At 67.0% G+C, this 14,325-nt stretch carries 15 protein-coding genes; 10 read left to right on the forward strand and 5 right to left on the reverse strand.

Features of this window, described 5'->3' with window-relative positions; all coding sequences use genetic code 11:
• Positions 1-35: 35 nt before the first annotated feature.
• The 3 genes from DU478_RS11420 to DU478_RS11430 are packed head-to-tail and all read right to left on the reverse strand — an operon-like array spanning position 36 to position 2,412.
• Positions 36-1,190, reverse strand: a complete 1,155-nt coding sequence (locus DU478_RS11420; RefSeq protein WP_114511098.1) for an acyl-CoA dehydrogenase family protein — start codon at positions 1,188-1,190, stop codon at positions 36-38.
• Entirely contained in the window at positions 1,190-1,990 is an 801-nt protein-coding gene (locus DU478_RS11425) for an enoyl-CoA hydratase family protein (RefSeq protein ID WP_114511099.1), read from the reverse strand. Before DU478_RS11425 ends, DU478_RS11420 begins: the two co-directional genes overlap by 1 nt.
• Positions 1,987-2,412: a MarR family winged helix-turn-helix transcriptional regulator gene (locus DU478_RS11430; protein WP_233501210.1), complete on the reverse strand. Its 426-nt coding sequence runs from the start codon at positions 2,410-2,412 to the stop codon at positions 1,987-1,989. The genes DU478_RS11425 and DU478_RS11430 overlap by 4 nt, the downstream gene beginning before the upstream one ends.
• A 260-nt stretch (positions 2,413-2,672) precedes the next feature.
• On the opposite strand from DU478_RS11430, the gene DU478_RS11435 reads away from it, so the two are divergent.
• The 8 genes from DU478_RS11435 to DU478_RS11470 all read left to right on the forward strand — a co-directional run bounded on the left by DU478_RS11435 (position 2,673) and on the right by DU478_RS11470 (position 9,928).
• Positions 2,673-3,509 (forward strand): alpha/beta hydrolase, encoded by an 837-nt coding sequence (locus tag DU478_RS11435; protein WP_114511171.1) that lies wholly within the window; start codon positions 2,673-2,675, stop codon positions 3,507-3,509.
• 127 nt (positions 3,510-3,636) lie between these two features.
• Entirely contained in the window at positions 3,637-4,824 is a 1,188-nt protein-coding gene (locus DU478_RS11440) for an ABC transporter substrate-binding protein (RefSeq protein ID WP_114511101.1), read from the forward strand.
• A gap of 30 nt (positions 4,825-4,854) precedes the next feature.
• Positions 4,855-5,772, forward strand: a complete 918-nt coding sequence (locus DU478_RS11445) for a branched-chain amino acid ABC transporter permease (protein WP_114511102.1) — start codon at positions 4,855-4,857, stop codon at positions 5,770-5,772.
• Complete coding sequence (locus DU478_RS11450) at positions 5,769-6,764, forward strand: branched-chain amino acid ABC transporter permease (RefSeq protein WP_114511103.1); 996 nt, start codon at positions 5,769-5,771, stop codon at positions 6,762-6,764. Before DU478_RS11445 ends, DU478_RS11450 begins: the two co-directional genes overlap by 4 nt.
• Positions 6,761-7,516 (forward strand): ABC transporter ATP-binding protein, encoded by a 756-nt coding sequence (locus DU478_RS11455; RefSeq protein WP_114511104.1) that lies wholly within the window; start codon positions 6,761-6,763, stop codon positions 7,514-7,516. The genes DU478_RS11450 and DU478_RS11455 overlap by 4 nt, the downstream gene beginning before the upstream one ends.
• Entirely contained in the window at positions 7,516-8,202 is a 687-nt protein-coding gene (locus DU478_RS11460) for an ABC transporter ATP-binding protein (protein ID WP_114511105.1), read from the forward strand. Before DU478_RS11455 ends, DU478_RS11460 begins: the two co-directional genes overlap by 1 nt.
• A gap of 30 nt (positions 8,203-8,232) precedes the next feature.
• Positions 8,233-8,682 (forward strand): cupin domain-containing protein, encoded by a 450-nt coding sequence (locus DU478_RS11465; protein ID WP_114511106.1) that lies wholly within the window; start codon positions 8,233-8,235, stop codon positions 8,680-8,682.
• A 1-nt stretch (position 8,683) separates the two neighbouring features.
• On the forward strand, positions 8,684-9,928 hold the full coding sequence (locus DU478_RS11470; RefSeq protein ID WP_114511107.1) for a flavin-dependent oxidoreductase: 1,245 nt from the start codon (positions 8,684-8,686) through the stop codon (positions 9,926-9,928).
• Between the two features lie 381 nt (positions 9,929-10,309).
• On the opposite strand, the gene DU478_RS11475 is transcribed toward DU478_RS11470, so the two are convergent.
• Together DU478_RS11475 and DU478_RS11480 are read right to left on the reverse strand one after the other, a co-directional pair.
• The gene (locus DU478_RS11475; RefSeq protein ID WP_114511108.1) at positions 10,310-11,059 is read right to left on the reverse strand and encodes an SDR family NAD(P)-dependent oxidoreductase; all 750 of its coding nucleotides are present in this window, start codon (positions 11,057-11,059) and stop codon (positions 10,310-10,312) included.
• A complete protein-coding gene (locus tag DU478_RS11480; protein WP_114511109.1) occupies positions 11,056-13,344 on the reverse strand; it encodes a bifunctional salicylyl-CoA 5-hydroxylase/oxidoreductase in 2,289 nt (762 codons plus the stop codon). The genes DU478_RS11475 and DU478_RS11480 overlap by 4 nt, the downstream gene beginning before the upstream one ends.
• 158 nt (positions 13,345-13,502) lie before the next feature.
• On the opposite strand from DU478_RS11480, the gene DU478_RS11485 reads away from it, so the two are divergent.
• Both DU478_RS11485 and DU478_RS11490 read left to right on the forward strand, forming a co-directional pair.
• Positions 13,503-13,922: an acyl-CoA thioesterase gene (locus tag DU478_RS11485; protein ID WP_114511110.1), complete on the forward strand. Its 420-nt coding sequence runs from the start codon at positions 13,503-13,505 to the stop codon at positions 13,920-13,922.
• Positions 13,923-13,927: 5 nt separating this feature from the next.
• Positions 13,928-14,317 (forward strand): RidA family protein, encoded by a 390-nt coding sequence (locus DU478_RS11490; RefSeq protein ID WP_407703158.1) that lies wholly within the window; start codon positions 13,928-13,930, stop codon positions 14,315-14,317.
• The last annotated feature ends 8 nt before the right edge of the window (positions 14,318-14,325 follow it).

Here is a 14,325-nt window from a genome sequence, read left to right on the forward strand (position 1 = left end):
CCGCGCCCGGGTGAGGGGCGCGGCGGCGAGGTGGCTCAGGTCATCGCGTCGAGGCTGGCGCGGGCGATGATGACTTTCTGCACGTCCGATGCGCCCTCGTAGATGCGCAGCGCGCGGATGTCGCGGTAGAGCCGCTCGACCGTCTCGCCGGACCTCACGCCGTCGCCGCCATGCAGCTGGACGGCGGCGTCGATGACCTTCTGCGCCTCGTCGGTGGCATAGAGCTTGGCCATCGCCGCTTCGCGGGTGACCCGTGGCGCGCCGCTGTCCTTGGTCCAGGCGGCGCGGTAGACCAGCAGGGCAGCGGCATCGACGCGGAGTGCCATCTCGGCGATATGCGCCTGCACCATCTGCAACTCGGCCAGCGGCTTGCCCTGCACCGAGCGGTCGCGGACACGCACCAGCGCCTCGTCCAGCGCGCGGCGGGCAAAGCCCAGGGCCGCGGCGGCGACGGTGGTGCGGAAGACGTCCAGCACCGACATGGCGATCTTGAAGCCCTGGCCGGGCGCGCCGATCAGCACGTCCTTGGGCAGCCGCGCACCGTCGAAACGCAGCCGCGCCAACGGGTGCGGCGCGATGGTCTCCAGCCGTTCGGCGATGTGCAGGCCGGGCGTGTCGGCGGGCACGACGAAGGCCGACAGGCCCTTGGCGCCCGGGCCTTCGCCGGTGCGGGCGAAGACGGTGTAGAGATCGGCGATGCCGCCGTTGGAGATCCAGGTCTTTTCGCCGTCGAGCACCCAGGAATCGCCGTCGTCCCGCGCGGTCATGGTGGAATTGGCGACATCCGATCCCGACTGCGGTTCGGTCAGGGCAAAGGCGGCGATGGCCTTGCCGGTGCGCGTCAGCGGCAGCCAGTCGGTCTGCTGACGGGCCGAGCCGAACAGCGACAGCGCCCCGGTCCCCAGCCCCTGCATGGCAAAGGCGAAATCCGCCAGCCCGTCGTGCCGCGCCAGCGTTTCGCGCGACAGGCACAGGGTGCGCACGTCCAGTGGCTGCGGATCGGCGGGATCGACGGCGGTGGGCTTCAGCCAGCCATCGGCGCCCAGCCGCGCCACCAGATCGCGGCAGGCGGCGTCGGTGTCGTGGTGGTCGACGGGGCCCAACCCACCGGCCCAGTCATCCAAAGCCAACGCGTGGGCCTTGTGCTCGGGCGCGAGGAACGGCCAGTCGAGAAAGGAACGGTCCGCCATCAATCGCCCTCGAACACAGGTTTCTGTTTGGCGACGAAGGCGTCATAGGCGCGGGTGAAATCGGCGGTCTGCATGCAGATCGCCTGCGCCTGCGCCTCGGCCTCGATCGCCTGATCGAGCGTCATCGCCCATTCCTGCTGCAGCATCGTCTTGGTCATCATGTGGCCGAAGTTCGGACCCTCGGCGATCTCGGACGCCCAGGCGACGGCCTCGTCCTCCAACGTCTCTGCCGGAACCAGCCGGTTCCAGAATCCCCAGCGTTCGCCTTCCTCGGCGCGCATGACCCGGCCGGTATAGAGCAGCTCGTTGGCGCGGCCCTGGCCGATGATCCGCGGCAGCATCGCGCAGGCGCCCATGTCGCAACCCGCGAGACCGACGCGGGTGAAAAGGAAGGCGCATTTCGCCTCTGGCGTGGCCATCCGCAGGTCCGAGGCCATCGCGATGATCGCGCCCGCGCCGACGCAGACGCCGTCGGCGGCGGTGATCACCGGCTTGCCGCAGTTCAGCATCGCCTTGACCAGATCGCCGGTCATGCGGGTGAAGGCCAGCAGTTCCTTCATCGACATGCGGGTCAGCGGGCCGATGATGTCGTGCACGTCCCCGCCCGAGGAGAAGTTGCCGCCGTTCGAGGCGAATACCACGGCCTTGACCTGATCGTTGTCGCGCAGGGCGCGGAACCAGTCGCGCAGGGCGGCGTAGCTGTCGAAGGTCAGCGGATTCTTTCGGTCGGGGCGATCCAGCCGGACCACGGCGATGCCCTCCCGGATGTCGCAAAGGAAATGCTCGGGTGCGTCGGTCATGCGGTCTGCTCCGGATCGGTGTCGGTCTTGATGATGGCGTCGAAGCGGTCCGAGAACATGCGCGCCTCGTCGAGGCTCACGTCGCCCAGCAATTCGCTGATCCAGGTCTCGTGCGCTTCGGCCTGCCGGGCGAACGCCTCGCGGCCCTTGCGCGTGAGCCGCACCAGCGACGCGCGGCGGTCGCCCGGCACCTGGACGCGCACCACCAGCCCCTCTTCGACCAGCCGGTCGACGATGCCGGTGACGTTGCCGTTCGACACCCGCAGCACGCCGGACAGCGCGCTCATCTTCAGCCCGTCGTCATAGCGCGCGAGCGCCGCCATGACGTCGAAGCGCGGCAGGGTCGATCCGAATTCGCGGCGCAGCCGGTCACGCAGAGCCGCCTCGACCCGGCGGGTGCTTTTCAGCATCCGCAGCCACATGCGCAGCCGTTCCTTGGACGCCGCATCGCGCGGCGTTTCGGTCTCTGGCAGGGGGCTGTCGGGCTTCGTCTGCGTCACGTCATTCTCCGCGATCACGGGCATCTGCCTCAACGCTAGGCAGGCGTCATTTTTATTTCAAGCAAAAAAAGTTTGAGCTTGAAATATATTTTGAGCCGCGTAACGATGAGGGAGAAATCAAGGCTTGGAGCGCTTGCAAGACGCGGTTCAGGGGCCTTTGGCACAGGGATTTGGCCGAGACGATGCACGCGATTCTGCACGATGTGACTGATTGGGACGACGCCTATGAAAACGGGCGCAACATCCCCGGCGGGACCGACTACCCCGCGCCCTGGGTGGCCCCGGCGCAGGCGTTCCGCGACGCAGCCGATGCCCGGCTCGATCAGAGCTACGGCGACCGCGCGCGGGAAGTCTATGACCTTTTCCTGCCGCAGGGCGCGCCGCGCGGGCTCTTGGTCTTCGTGCATGGCGGCTACTGGATGGCGCTCGACAAATCCTACTGGTCGCACCTGGCGGCGGGGCCGCTGGCGGCGGGCTTTGCCGTGGCGATGCCGTCCTACGACCTATGCCCCGAGGTGAGCATCTCGCAGATCACCGAACAGATCGGCGCCGCGATCACCGCAGCCGCCGCGCAGGTGGATGGGCCCATCGTCCTGTCGGGCCATTCCGCGGGCGGGCATCTGGTGACCGCGATGATGTGCGAGGACAGCCCGCTGCCCGAGGATGTCCGCTCGCGGCTGGCCCATGTGGTCAGCATCTCGGGCCTGCATGATCTGCGGCCCCTGATGCGCACCGCGCGCAACGCCGCACTCCGTCTCGACAGGGCCAGCGCCGAAGCCGCCAGCCCGGCGCTGAAACAGCCGCTGCCCGGCATCCGCCTGACCGCCTGGGTCGGAGGCGGAGAGCGGCAGGAATTCATCCGCCAGACCGAGCTGATCGCCAACATCTGGCACGGTCTGGGGGCGCCGACGCTCGCGGTGGTTGAGCCGGACCGCCATCATTTCAACGTGATAGACGGGTTGATGCGCGCGGGCAGCCCGCTGATGCGCGCCGCACTCGATCCGGTGCCGGGGGACTAGGGAAAAGACTTGCATCCGCCCGCCGCCCCGGCGCTCAATGCACGGGCCGCGCGGAACCGGAGCGACGGAAACGCGACAAGAACAGAGACGGCAAAGCCGCGACAGACATCACCAACGGGAGTTCACCATGACCCACAAGACCACATTGCTCACCTCTACCTTGCTGGCCCTCGGGCTGGCCGCCCCGGCGCTGGCGCAGGACGTGCCCGCCTCTGCCGAAGACGACGTGCTGAAGATCGGCCTCGTCTACACCCTCTCCGGTCCGCCTGCCGCGTTGGGCGTGCAGGCGCGCGACGGCTTCATGCTCTACGCCGATCAGGTCGGCGAGCTGGGCGGGATGGAGACCGAGATCATCGTCGTGGACGATGAAGGCCGCCCGGACCTTGCCGCCGACCGCGCCCGCGAACTGGTGCAGCGCGACAACGTCGATTTCGTCGTCGGCCCGATCTTTTCCAACATCCTCATGGCGATCCACCAGCCGGTGACCAGCACCGGTACCGTGCTGATCTCGACCAACGCCGGTACTTCGACGCTCGCGGGAGAAGGCTGCACGCCGAACTTCTTCACCACCTCCTACCAGAACGACCAGAATCACGAGGTCATGGGGGCCTACGCGGAAAGCCAGGGCTATACCAACGTGTTCCTGATGGCGCCGAACTACCAGGCCGGGCAGGACAGCCTTGCCGGGTTCAAGCATTCCTACACCGGCGGCACGGCGGGCGAGGTATTCACCGAACTCGGGCAGCTCGATTTCTCGTCCGAACTGGCGCAGATCGCGGCGTTCCAGCCCGATGCGGTCTTTACCTTCATGCCCGGCGGCATGGGCGTGAACCTGGTCAAGCAATACGCGCAGGCCGGCCTCACCACCATCCCGTTCCTGTCGGCCTTCACCGTGGACGAAACCACGCTGCCGGCGACGCAAGACGCGGCCCTTGGCCTGCTGGGCGGGGCCAACTGGGCGCCGGATCTGGAGAACGAGGCGAACGAAAAGTTCGTCACCGCCTATATCGAGAAATACGACTCCGTGCCCGGCACCTACGCGATGCAGGCCTATGACGCGGCGCAGCTGATCGACAGCGCGGTGCGCAAGGTGAACGGCGACCTCACCGACCGCGACGCGCTGCTGGCGGCGATCAAGGAAGCGGATTTCGACAGTCCGCGCGGCGATTTCTCGTTCGGCAAGAACAACTTCCCGGTGCAGGACTTCTACCTCGTCGAAGCGGTCAAGCGCGACGACGGCTATTACGGCACCTCGATCCGCGAGAAGATCTTCGACGATTACGTCGACAACTACGCCGACCAGTGCGGCATGTAAGACCCTGACGCGCGAGGGAGAGACCCGGCCATGATGAACCTCTTCATCCTCCAGCTTCTGAACGGCGTGCAGCTTGGCGTGCTGCTGTTCCTGATCGCGGCGGGGCTGACGCTGGTCTTCGGCATCATGGACGTGATCAACCTCGCGCATGGCGTCCTCTACATGGTGGGCGCCTACCTCATCGCCACCTTCGCGGCGGTCACGGGCAGCTTCTGGTGGGGTCTCCTGCTGATGCTGCCCGCGGCCGTCGCGGTGGGGCTGGTGATCGAATTCCTTGTGATGCGACGGCTTTACGCGCGCTCGCATCTCGACCAGGTGCTGGCCACCTTCGGGCTGGTGATCATGGCCAACGAGGCGGTCAAGATGATCTGGGGCACATCGCCGCTGTCGGTGCCGATGCCCGACATCCTGTCTGGATCGGTGCCGCTGATGGGGCCGCTGCAATACCCGGTCTATCGGATCGCGGTGATTGTCGCGGGTCTTGCCGTGGCGCTGGGCCTCTTCGTGATGGTCAACTACACCCGCGTCGGCATGCTGCTGCGCGCGGGCGCCACGAACCGGAGCACGGTTTCCGCCCTCGGCGTCGACATCAACCGGCTGTTCGCCATCGTCTTCACCCTCGGCGCTGTGCTGGCCTGCCTTGCCGGCGCGCTGGTGGCCCCGGTGCTGTCGGTGGACACCGGCATGGGTGAGAGCGTTCTGATCCTCACCTTCGTCGTGGTCGTCATCGGCGGCATCGGCTCGATCAAGGGCGCCTTCCTGGGCGCGCTGCTGGTCGCGGTGGTGGACACGCTGGGCGGCGTCTTCGGCCCGATCCTGCTGCGCGAGGTGCTGGACCCGTCGGCCGCGTCGCAGGTGGGCCGGATGCTGGCGCCGATGCTGGTTTACATCCTGATGGCGGTGATCCTCTTTGCCAAACCCGCGGGCCTTTTCGGGAGCCGCGCATGACCGAGACGCTGACAGCCCCCGCCGCGGGCCGCGCCCCGCGCCGCATCGCCGGACGGGTCAAGGCGGCGGCCTGCCTCTTTGTCCTTTTCGCGCTGATGCCGCCGCTGGCAGCCGCGTTGGACGACCCGTTCTGGATCCTGATCGGCACGCGCTTTCTGGCCTACGCCATCGCCGCCATGGCGCTGGACCTGATCCTGGGTTACGGCGCGATGGTGTCCTTCGGTCACGCCGCCTACCTCGGCTTCGGCACCTACGCGGTCGCGATCCTGTCGAGCTACGGCATCCACGACCTGAGCCTGCAGATCCTCGCCGGCATCGCGGTCTCGGCGCTTTTCGCACTTGTCACCGGCGCGATCTCGCTGCGCACGCGCGGGGTCTATTTCATCATGATCACGCTGGCCTTCGGGCAGATGGCCTTCTTCTTCTTCATCTCGCTTTCGGCCTATGGCGGCGACGACGGCTATGGCCTGACGCAGCGGTCGTCGCTCTTCGGCTTCGACCTCACCGGCCGCGACGGTGCGCTCTACTATGTCACGCTGGCGCTGCTGATCGGGCTTTTCGCGCTCTGCCACCGGATCGTCAATTCGCGCTTCGGCCGGGTGCTGACCGGCATCCGCGAGAACCCCGTGCGGATGGAGGCGGTGGGCTTTGCCCCTTTCCGCTACCAGCTGACGGCCTTCATCATCTCGGGCTGCATCACGTCGATTGCAGGCGTGATCCTCGCCAACCAGGCGCAGTTCGTGTCCCCGGCCTTCATGTCCTGGCATCGCTCGGGCGAGCTGATCGTGATGGTCGTGCTGGGCGGTGTCGGCACGCTGGCCGGCCCCATCGCCGGGGCGGTGGCGGCGCTGACGCTCGAAGAGGGCCTCGGCGCGCTGTCCGAACACTGGAAGCTGTTCTTCGGCCTCTTTCTCGTCCTTATGGTGCTCTTCTCGCCGCGCGGCCTGACCGGGCTGCTGGAGAAGACCGGCCTGATGCGGGGAAAATCATGACCGGCCTGACCGTCCGCAATCTGAACAAGAGCTTCGGCGCCCTGAAAGTCACCGACGACGTGTCGCTGGAGGTCGCGCCCGGAGAACTGCACGCCATCATCGGCCCCAACGGCGCGGGCAAGACGACACTGATCTCGCAGCTCTCCGGCCAGCTTGCCAGCGACAGCGGCACGGTCAACCTGGGCGGGCGCGACATCACGCGGATGCCGATGCCGGGCCGGGTGCGGCTGGGCCTCGCGCGGTCGTTCCAGATCACCTCGGTCCTGCCGGGGTTCACGGCGCTGGAAAACGTCGCGCTCGCGGTGCAGGCGCGCAAGGGATCGAGTTTCCGCTTCTTCGCCCCGGTGGCGACCGAGGCGGCGCTGAACGACGCGGCCATGCGGGCCCTGGCCGAGGCGGGGCTGGACGACCGGGCGCATGTGCTGGCCCGCTCGCTCAGCCACGGCGAGCATCGGCGGCTGGAGCTGGCCATCGCGCTTGCCACCGATCCCAAGGTGCTGTTGCTCGACGAACCGCTGGCGGGCGTGGGGGGCGAGGATGCGGATGCCTTCGTCGACCGTCTGCGCCGCTTCAAGGGGCGGCTGACCATGGTGCTGATCGAGCATGACATGGACGCGGTCTTCAAGCTGGCCGACCGGGTGTCGGTTCTGGTCTACGGGCAGATCATCGCCTCGGGCGCGCCCGAGGACGTGCGCAACGATCCCGCCGTGCGCGCCGCCTACCTGGGCGACGAACACGGGGAGGCCGCCTGATGCTGGATGTCACGGGTCTAGAGGCCGCCTATGGCGACAGCCGTATCCTCTTCGGCATCGACCTCAGCGTCGGTGATGGCGAAGTGGTCACGCTGCTGGGCCGCAACGGCATGGGCAAGACCACGACGATCAAGTCGATCTTCGGCCTGCTGCCGCCGCGGGCGGGCCGCGTGGTGGTCGACGGCGCCGACCTTACCGGCGCGGCGCCACATCTCGTTGCGCGGGCCGGCCTTGGCTATGTGCCCGAAGGGCGACAGATCTTTCCCACGCTCAACGTCGAGGAAAACCTGCGCGCCACCGCAAAGCCCGGCAAATGGGACATCGCCCGGATCTACGAGCTCTTTCCCCGTCTCAAGGAGCGCCGCCGCAACATGGGCAACCAGCTCTCGGGCGGCGAACAGCAGATGCTGGCCATCGGCCGGGCGCTGATGACCAACCCGCGGCTCATGGTGCTGGACGAGGCGACCGAGGGCCTTGCCCCGCTCATCCGCGCCGATATCTGGACCTGCCTGCGCCGTCTCAAGGACGAGGGCGAGGCGATCCTGGTGATCGACAAGAACGTCGATGCGCTGACGACATTCGCGGATCGTCACGTGGTCATCGAGAAAGGCCGCGTGGTCTGGACCGGCACCACCGCAGAGATCCTCGCAACCCCCGACGTGAAGGACCGTTTCCTGCATGTCTGACCCTACCGCCGCAGCAAAAGGAGCCGCAGCATGATCCCCGGCGTCACCAAATCCAACTCCGGCATCGAGGAGATCAGCTGGAACATCCTCGGCCAGACCTACGTGCCCAAGTCCCGGTCCGAGAATTCCATGGCCTGGCACGCGACCCTGCCCAAGGGCACCTTCGTGCCGCCGCACATCCATCCGACGCAGGACGAATTCATCTACGTACTCGAAGGGCGGTTCGACCTGCTCTTGAACGGGGTCGAGACCTACGCGGAACCGGGCGACACGATCCGCCTGCCGATGGGCATCCCGCACGGCATCTTCAACAAGACCGACACGACGATCAAATGCCTGTTCTGGGTGGCGCCGACCCGGCGGATCTACGACCTCTTCTGGGCGCTGCACAACCTGGGGCCAGAGGCGAACCCGGCGGATGTGGTCGCGATCTCCGCCAAGCACGAGGTGGATTTCCTGCCCCCCGAAGAGGAGGCGTGACATGCGCGTCCTGATCGCAGGGGCGGGCATCGGCGGGCTGACCACGGCGCTGATGCTGCACGCCCGCGGCGTGCCGGTGCAAATGTACGAGGCCGCCCGCGAAGTGCGCGAGGTCGGCGTCGGCATCAACGTCCTGCCCCATGCCATCCGGGAACTGTCGGACCTGGGGTTGCTGCCGGCACTGGACGCCGTGGGCGTGCGGACGCGCAAGCTGAGTTACCTCACCAAGCAGGGACAGGAGGTCTGGTCCGAGTTGCGTGGCATGCATGCGGGTCACGAGGTGCCGCAATTCTCGATCCATCGCGGGCGGTTGCAGAAGGTGCTGCACGACGCGGTGGTCGAGCGGCTGGGCACCGACGCGATCCGCACCGGGCGCCGGATGGCCGGTTTCGTGCAGGACGAGGCGGGGGTCACCGCGCATTTCACCGACAGCGTCGCCGGCGAGGCGGGCCAGAGCGACCGCGGCGACGTGCTGATCTGCGCCGACGGCATCCATTCCGCCGGGCGCCGGGTGTTCTACCCGAACGAGGGCGCGCCGTCCTGGCAAGGCGTGGTCATGTGGCGCGGCGCCGCCGACTGGCCGGTCTGGGAGGATGGCGAGAGCATGGCCATCGGCGGCGGCCTGGGCGGCAAGTTCGTGCTCTATCCCATCGCGCCGCCCGTGAAAGGCAAGCAGCTGACCAACTGGGTGGTGAACGTGCGGATCAAGGATCCGGCGATCTCTCCGCCGCCGCCCGACAACTGGTCGCGGCAGGTGTCGCTGGCCGAGGTGCTGCCGCACGCGCTGCGTTTCCATGTACCGGGCATGGACATCGGCGGGCTGGTGCGCGCGACGCCCACGATTTTCGAGTACCCCATGGCCGACCGCGACCCGCTGCCGCGCTGGACCTTCGGGCGCGTGACCCTGCTGGGGGATGCGGCGCATCCGATGTACCCGGTGGGGTCGAACGGCGCGAGCCAGGCCATCCTCGACGCGCGCTGCCTGTCGGACGCTTTGGCGCGGTCCGAACATCCGCGCGCGGCGCTCTGGACCTATGAAAAGGATCGCCTGCCCAAGACCGCCGAGGTCGTGCGCACCAACCGCGTCGGCGGGCCGGAGCGGGTCATCGACGAGGTGGAAAAGCGCGCGCCAGCAGGGTTCAAGAACATCGACAAGGTGCTGAGTTTCGACGACCGCAAGGCCATCGTCGGCGGCTATGCCAACATGGCCGGATTTTCCAAGGTGACGGTGGCCAAGCGGGCCTGAGCGGCGGAGTCGTTTCAATCCAGCCTCACGGTTACTCGTGATGGCCACTCCGACAATTTGCGATATTGGCGAGGGTCTCGACCGGCAAAAAGGACCTGATCCCGTTTTCGGAACGGCCAATTTGAACCCGGCCCGGAGTCAAGGCCGCTTGCGGCCGCCGGGCCAGCGGCAGCCAGCCCCCCGGGCTGCCGCTTTGGTTGGGCTTGGCCCGAAGCTGAAAAACCATCCGAATTTGGCTGGGATAAAGCGCGATAGCGGACTCCTCGGAGCGGCATCCCGCTGGCTGCCGCGGGCCCGTCGCGCGTTGCGCTTGTTTCGGAACGTGCGGTCTTCGGAATCAGTCGATACCGCAGGCCCGGCGCATCGCTCTCGGGGTGTTCCTCAGACCTCTCCGCCCGCGATGGCGATCGCTTGACCGGTGATCCCCTCGGACCCCGGCGCGCAGAGCCAGAGCGCGGCGGCGCTGACTTCCGAAGGCTGGATCAATCGCCGCTGCGGGCTCATCTTTTCGAGGCTCTTGCGCGCCTCCTCGGCGCTCATCCCGGTCTTTTCCGCGATGTTGGCGACGGAGGCATCGGTCATCTCCGTCTCGAGGAACCCCGGGCACAAAGCGTTCACCGTGATCCCGCTGCGCGCGAAATCCAGTGCGGCGCTTTTCACCATGCCGACAACGCCGTGCTTGGCGGCGGTATATCCGGCGACATAGCCATAGCCCTTGAGCCCGGCGGTCGAGGCCACGGCGATGAGCCGTCCCCAGTCGCGCCCCTGCATCTGCCGCGCGCCGTTGCGCAGCGTCAGGAACGCGCCGGTGAGGTTCACCGACAGCATCCGGTTCCAGCTGTCCAGCGAGGTCTTGGCGAAAGGCACCGACTCGGATGCGCCCGCATTGGCGATCACGATGTGGCAGGGCCCCGCGGTTTCGAACATCGCGTCGACCTGCGCCTCGTCGGTCACATCGGCGCTCACCCGGTGAATGCTATCGTGGCGCGCCGCCACCGCCTCCAGCGGCCCCATACGCCGCCCGGCGATCCACACCTCGGCACCGGCCTGCGCCAGCGTCAGGGCAAGTTCGGCGCCAAGCCCCGTGCCGCCCCCGGTCACCAGCGCGCGTTTGCCCGAGAGGTCGGTCATACCCGCAGCCCCACGCCTTCGCCGCGTTCGGCAAGACGGCGCATCTGGTCTCGGCCGGGCAGGTAGGGCAGGGGCCAGGCCGTCTGCTCGTCGCCAAGCGCCGCCGCCGCATGCAGCGTCCAATACGGGTCGGCAAGGTGCGGACGGGCGAGGCACACGAGATCGGCGCGTCCGGCCATCAGGATCGAATTGACGTGATCGGGCTCGTAGATATTGCCGACGGCCATGGTCGGAATCCCCGCCTCGTTGCGGATGCGGTCGGAAAACGGCGTCTGGAACATGCGGCCATAGACGGGCTTGGCCTCGATGCTGGTCTGACCGGCAGAGACGTCGACGATATCGACACCCGCGTCGCGGAACATCTGCGCGATCTCCACCGCCTCTTCGCCGCCGACGCCACGGTCGCCGACCCAGTCGGTGGCCGAGATGCGCACCGACATCGGCTTTGCCTCGGGCCAGACGGCGCGCATGGCGCGGAAGACCTCGAGCGGATAGCGCATCCGGTTCTCGAGGCTGCCGCCATAGGCATCCTCGCGCGTGTTCGACAGCGGCGAGATGAAGGACGACAGCAGGTAGCCGTGGGCGGCGTGCAGCTCGATCATGTCGAACCCGGCACGGTCGGCCATCTCTGCCGCTGCCACGAACTGATCCCGGATCTCGTCCATCCCGGCGCGGTCGAGCGCGCGAGGGGCGGCGTGCCCCTCGGCCCAGGGCAGGTCCGAGGCGGATACGGTCTGCCAATTGCCCGAGGGCAGCGGCGCGTCCATCTCGTCCCACCCCAGCTGGGTCGAGCCCTTGCGCCCCGAGTGGCCGATCTGCATGCAGAGCTTGGCCTCGGTTTCCGCATGGACAAAGTCGGTCAGCCGCTTCCACGCCGCCTCGTGCTCGGGCGCGTAGATCCCCGGGCACCCGGGCGTGATCCGGCCTTTGGGCGACACGCAGGTCATCTCGATGTAAACAAGCCCCGCGCCGCCCTTGGCGCGTTCCGCGTAATGGGCAAAATGCCAGTCGGTCGGGCAGCCGTCGACGGCCTTGTACTGCGCCATGGGCGAGACCACGACGCGGTTCTGCAACGCCATGTCGCGCAGCCGGTAGGGCGCGAACATCGGCGCGCGGTGCACGCCGTTGGCGCCCGCTTGGGTCTGGAACCAGGTCTCCGCCTCGCGCAGCCAATCCGGGTCGCGCAGGCGCAGGTTCTCGTGGCTGATCCGTTGCGACCGGGTCAGCAGGGAGTAGTTGAATTGCACCGGGTCGAGGTGCAGGTAACGCTCCACCTCCTCGAACCACTCGGTCGAATTGCGCGCCGCCGATTGCAGCCGCAGCACGTCGAGACGGCGTTCGTCCTGGTATTTCTCGAAAGCGCCTTGCAGCGTCGGCTCATTGCTCACCAGCTCCGCCAGCGCGATGGCCGATTCCAGCGCCAGCTTGGTGCCTGACCCGATCGAGAAATGCGCCGTGGCCGAGGCGTCGCCCAGGAGCACGACATTCTCGTGGTGCCAGGTTTCGCAAAGCACCCGGTTGAAGTTGAGCCAGGCCGACCCGCGCAGGTGTTTCATGTTGGAAATCAGCGCGTTGCCGTCCAGATGCGCGGCAAAGATGCGTTCGCATTCGGCGATCATCGCGGGCTGGTCCATGTTGTCTAAGCCCAGCCCGCGCCAGGTCTCTTCGCTGCATTCGACGATGAAGGTCGCGGTGTCGGCATCGAACTGGTAGGCGTGCGCCCAGATCCAGCCAGCATCGGTCTTCTTGAAGATGAAGGTGAAGGCGTCGTCGAACTTCGCTTGCGTGCCAAGCCAGACGAACTTGCAGGCGCGGGTGTCGATCTCGGGCTTGAAGGCATCCGCATAGGCGGCGCGGGTCTTGGAATTCACCCCGTCGGCGGCCACGACCAGATCGTACTCGCGGCGCAGCGCGTCGACGTCGTCCACCTCGGTCTCGAACCGCAACTCGACGCCCAACTCGCGGCAGCGCTCCTGTAGCAGCAGCAGCATGGTCTTGCGCCCCAGGCCGCAGAAGCCGTGCCCGGTCGAGGTAATGGCGACATCTTCCTTGACGACCTTGATGTCGTCCCAATAGGCGAAATGCCCGCGGATCGCCTCGGCGCTTTTCGGATCGTTCTGCGCGAGGTTGTCCAGCGTCTCGTCCGACAGCACCACGCCCCAGCCGAAGGTGTCGTCGGCGCGGTTGCGCTCGATCACCAGAACCTCGTCGTCGGGGTTGCGCAATTTCAGGCTGATGGCGAAGTAGAGGCCGGCGGGCCCTCCTCCCAGGCAGACGGTCTTCATGGCGATCCTCCGTGCGGGGTGGTGACAGGAAGATGATGCACTCTGCCGGAGAAATTTCAAGCATAAAACTTTAGGCTTGAAATTTATTGTCAGACTGCCGAAAGTGATGGTGCCCGCGACGCGTCATGCAGCGGGCAGACCACCGAAGGACCGCGACGATGGCCATCTATGCACAGCGCAGCACCGTGATGTTCCAGCATTGCGACCCGGCGGGCATCGTCTTCTATCCGCGCTACTTCGAGATGGTGAATGTCGTGGTCGAACAGTTCTTCGACGAGGTGGTGGGCTGGAGCTTCGGACAGATGCACGTGACCGAACGCATGGGCGTGCCGATGGGGCGCATTGCGGCCGAATTTCACGCGCCCTCGCGCCTCGACGACCGTCTCGACTGGACGCTGGTCACGGGCCGGGTGGGCCGCGCCAGCGCCGAGGTGGTGATCGCTGCCTCCTGCAAGGGCGAGGCGCGGATGACGGTGCGCGGCACGCTGGTGATGGTGGCGCTCGATGAAATGGCGGCACGGCCCTGGCCCGACCGGGTGCGCGCCGTGCTGAAAGACTACGCGGAGGAGCAAGCGTGAGCACGATGATCATTCACCCAGAGGGCTGGAAACCGGCCAAAGGCTATGCCAACGGCGTTCTCGCCACGGGGCGGTTCCTGTGCGTCGGCGGCCAGATCGGCTGGACCGCGGAGCAGGTGTTCGAGGCCACGGATTTCATCGGTCAGATGACCCAGGCGTTGCGCAACATCCTCGATGTGGTCGAGGCGGCGGGCGGCAAGGCCGAACACATCACGCGGCTCACGTGGTTCGTCACCGACAAGGCCGAGTACCTCGCCCATCAGGCCGAAGTGGGCCGCGCTTATCGCAGCGTCATGGGCTATCATTTCCCGGCGATGACCATGGTGGTCGTGAGCGCCCTGGTCGAGGACGAAGCGAAGGTCGAGATCGAGGCGACGGCGGTTCTGCCGGACTGATCCGACAG

Origin of the sequence: Thalassococcus profundi, from assembly GCF_003344785.1 — a bacterium.
In the GTDB taxonomy this organism is placed as follows: Bacteria; Pseudomonadota; Alphaproteobacteria; order Rhodobacterales; family Rhodobacteraceae; genus Puniceibacterium; species Puniceibacterium profundi.

Bases quoted from the DNA above. Each gene is read 5' to 3' on its own strand.
- DU478_RS11420 (WP_114511098.1), bottom strand. From the start codon at position 1,190: ATGGCGGACCGTTCCTTTCTCGACTGGCCGTTCCTCGCGCCCGAGCAC.
- DU478_RS11425 (WP_114511099.1), bottom strand. From the start codon at position 1,990: ATGACCGACGCACCCGAGCATTTCCTTTGCGACATCCGGGAGGGCATC.
- DU478_RS11430 (WP_233501210.1), bottom strand. From the start codon at position 2,412: ATGTGGCTGCGGATGCTGAAAAGCACCCGCCGGGTCGAGGCGGCTCTG.
- DU478_RS11435 (WP_114511171.1), top strand. From the start codon at position 2,673: ATGCACGCGATTCTGCACGATGTGACTGATTGGGACGACGCCTATGAA.
- DU478_RS11440 (WP_114511101.1), top strand. From the start codon at position 3,637: ATGACCCACAAGACCACATTGCTCACCTCTACCTTGCTGGCCCTCGGG.
- DU478_RS11445 (WP_114511102.1), top strand. From the start codon at position 4,855: ATGATGAACCTCTTCATCCTCCAGCTTCTGAACGGCGTGCAGCTTGGC.
- DU478_RS11450 (WP_114511103.1), top strand. From the start codon at position 5,769: ATGACCGAGACGCTGACAGCCCCCGCCGCGGGCCGCGCCCCGCGCCGC.
- DU478_RS11455 (WP_114511104.1), top strand. From the start codon at position 6,761: ATGACCGGCCTGACCGTCCGCAATCTGAACAAGAGCTTCGGCGCCCTG.
- DU478_RS11460 (WP_114511105.1), top strand. From the start codon at position 7,516: ATGCTGGATGTCACGGGTCTAGAGGCCGCCTATGGCGACAGCCGTATC.
- DU478_RS11465 (WP_114511106.1), top strand. From the start codon at position 8,233: ATGATCCCCGGCGTCACCAAATCCAACTCCGGCATCGAGGAGATCAGC.
- DU478_RS11470 (WP_114511107.1), top strand. From the start codon at position 8,684: ATGCGCGTCCTGATCGCAGGGGCGGGCATCGGCGGGCTGACCACGGCG.
- DU478_RS11475 (WP_114511108.1), bottom strand. From the start codon at position 11,059: ATGACCGACCTCTCGGGCAAACGCGCGCTGGTGACCGGGGGCGGCACG.
- DU478_RS11480 (WP_114511109.1), bottom strand. From the start codon at position 13,344: ATGAAGACCGTCTGCCTGGGAGGAGGGCCCGCCGGCCTCTACTTCGCC.
- DU478_RS11485 (WP_114511110.1), top strand. From the start codon at position 13,503: ATGGCCATCTATGCACAGCGCAGCACCGTGATGTTCCAGCATTGCGAC.
- DU478_RS11490 (WP_407703158.1), top strand. From the start codon at position 13,928: ATGATCATTCACCCAGAGGGCTGGAAACCGGCCAAAGGCTATGCCAAC.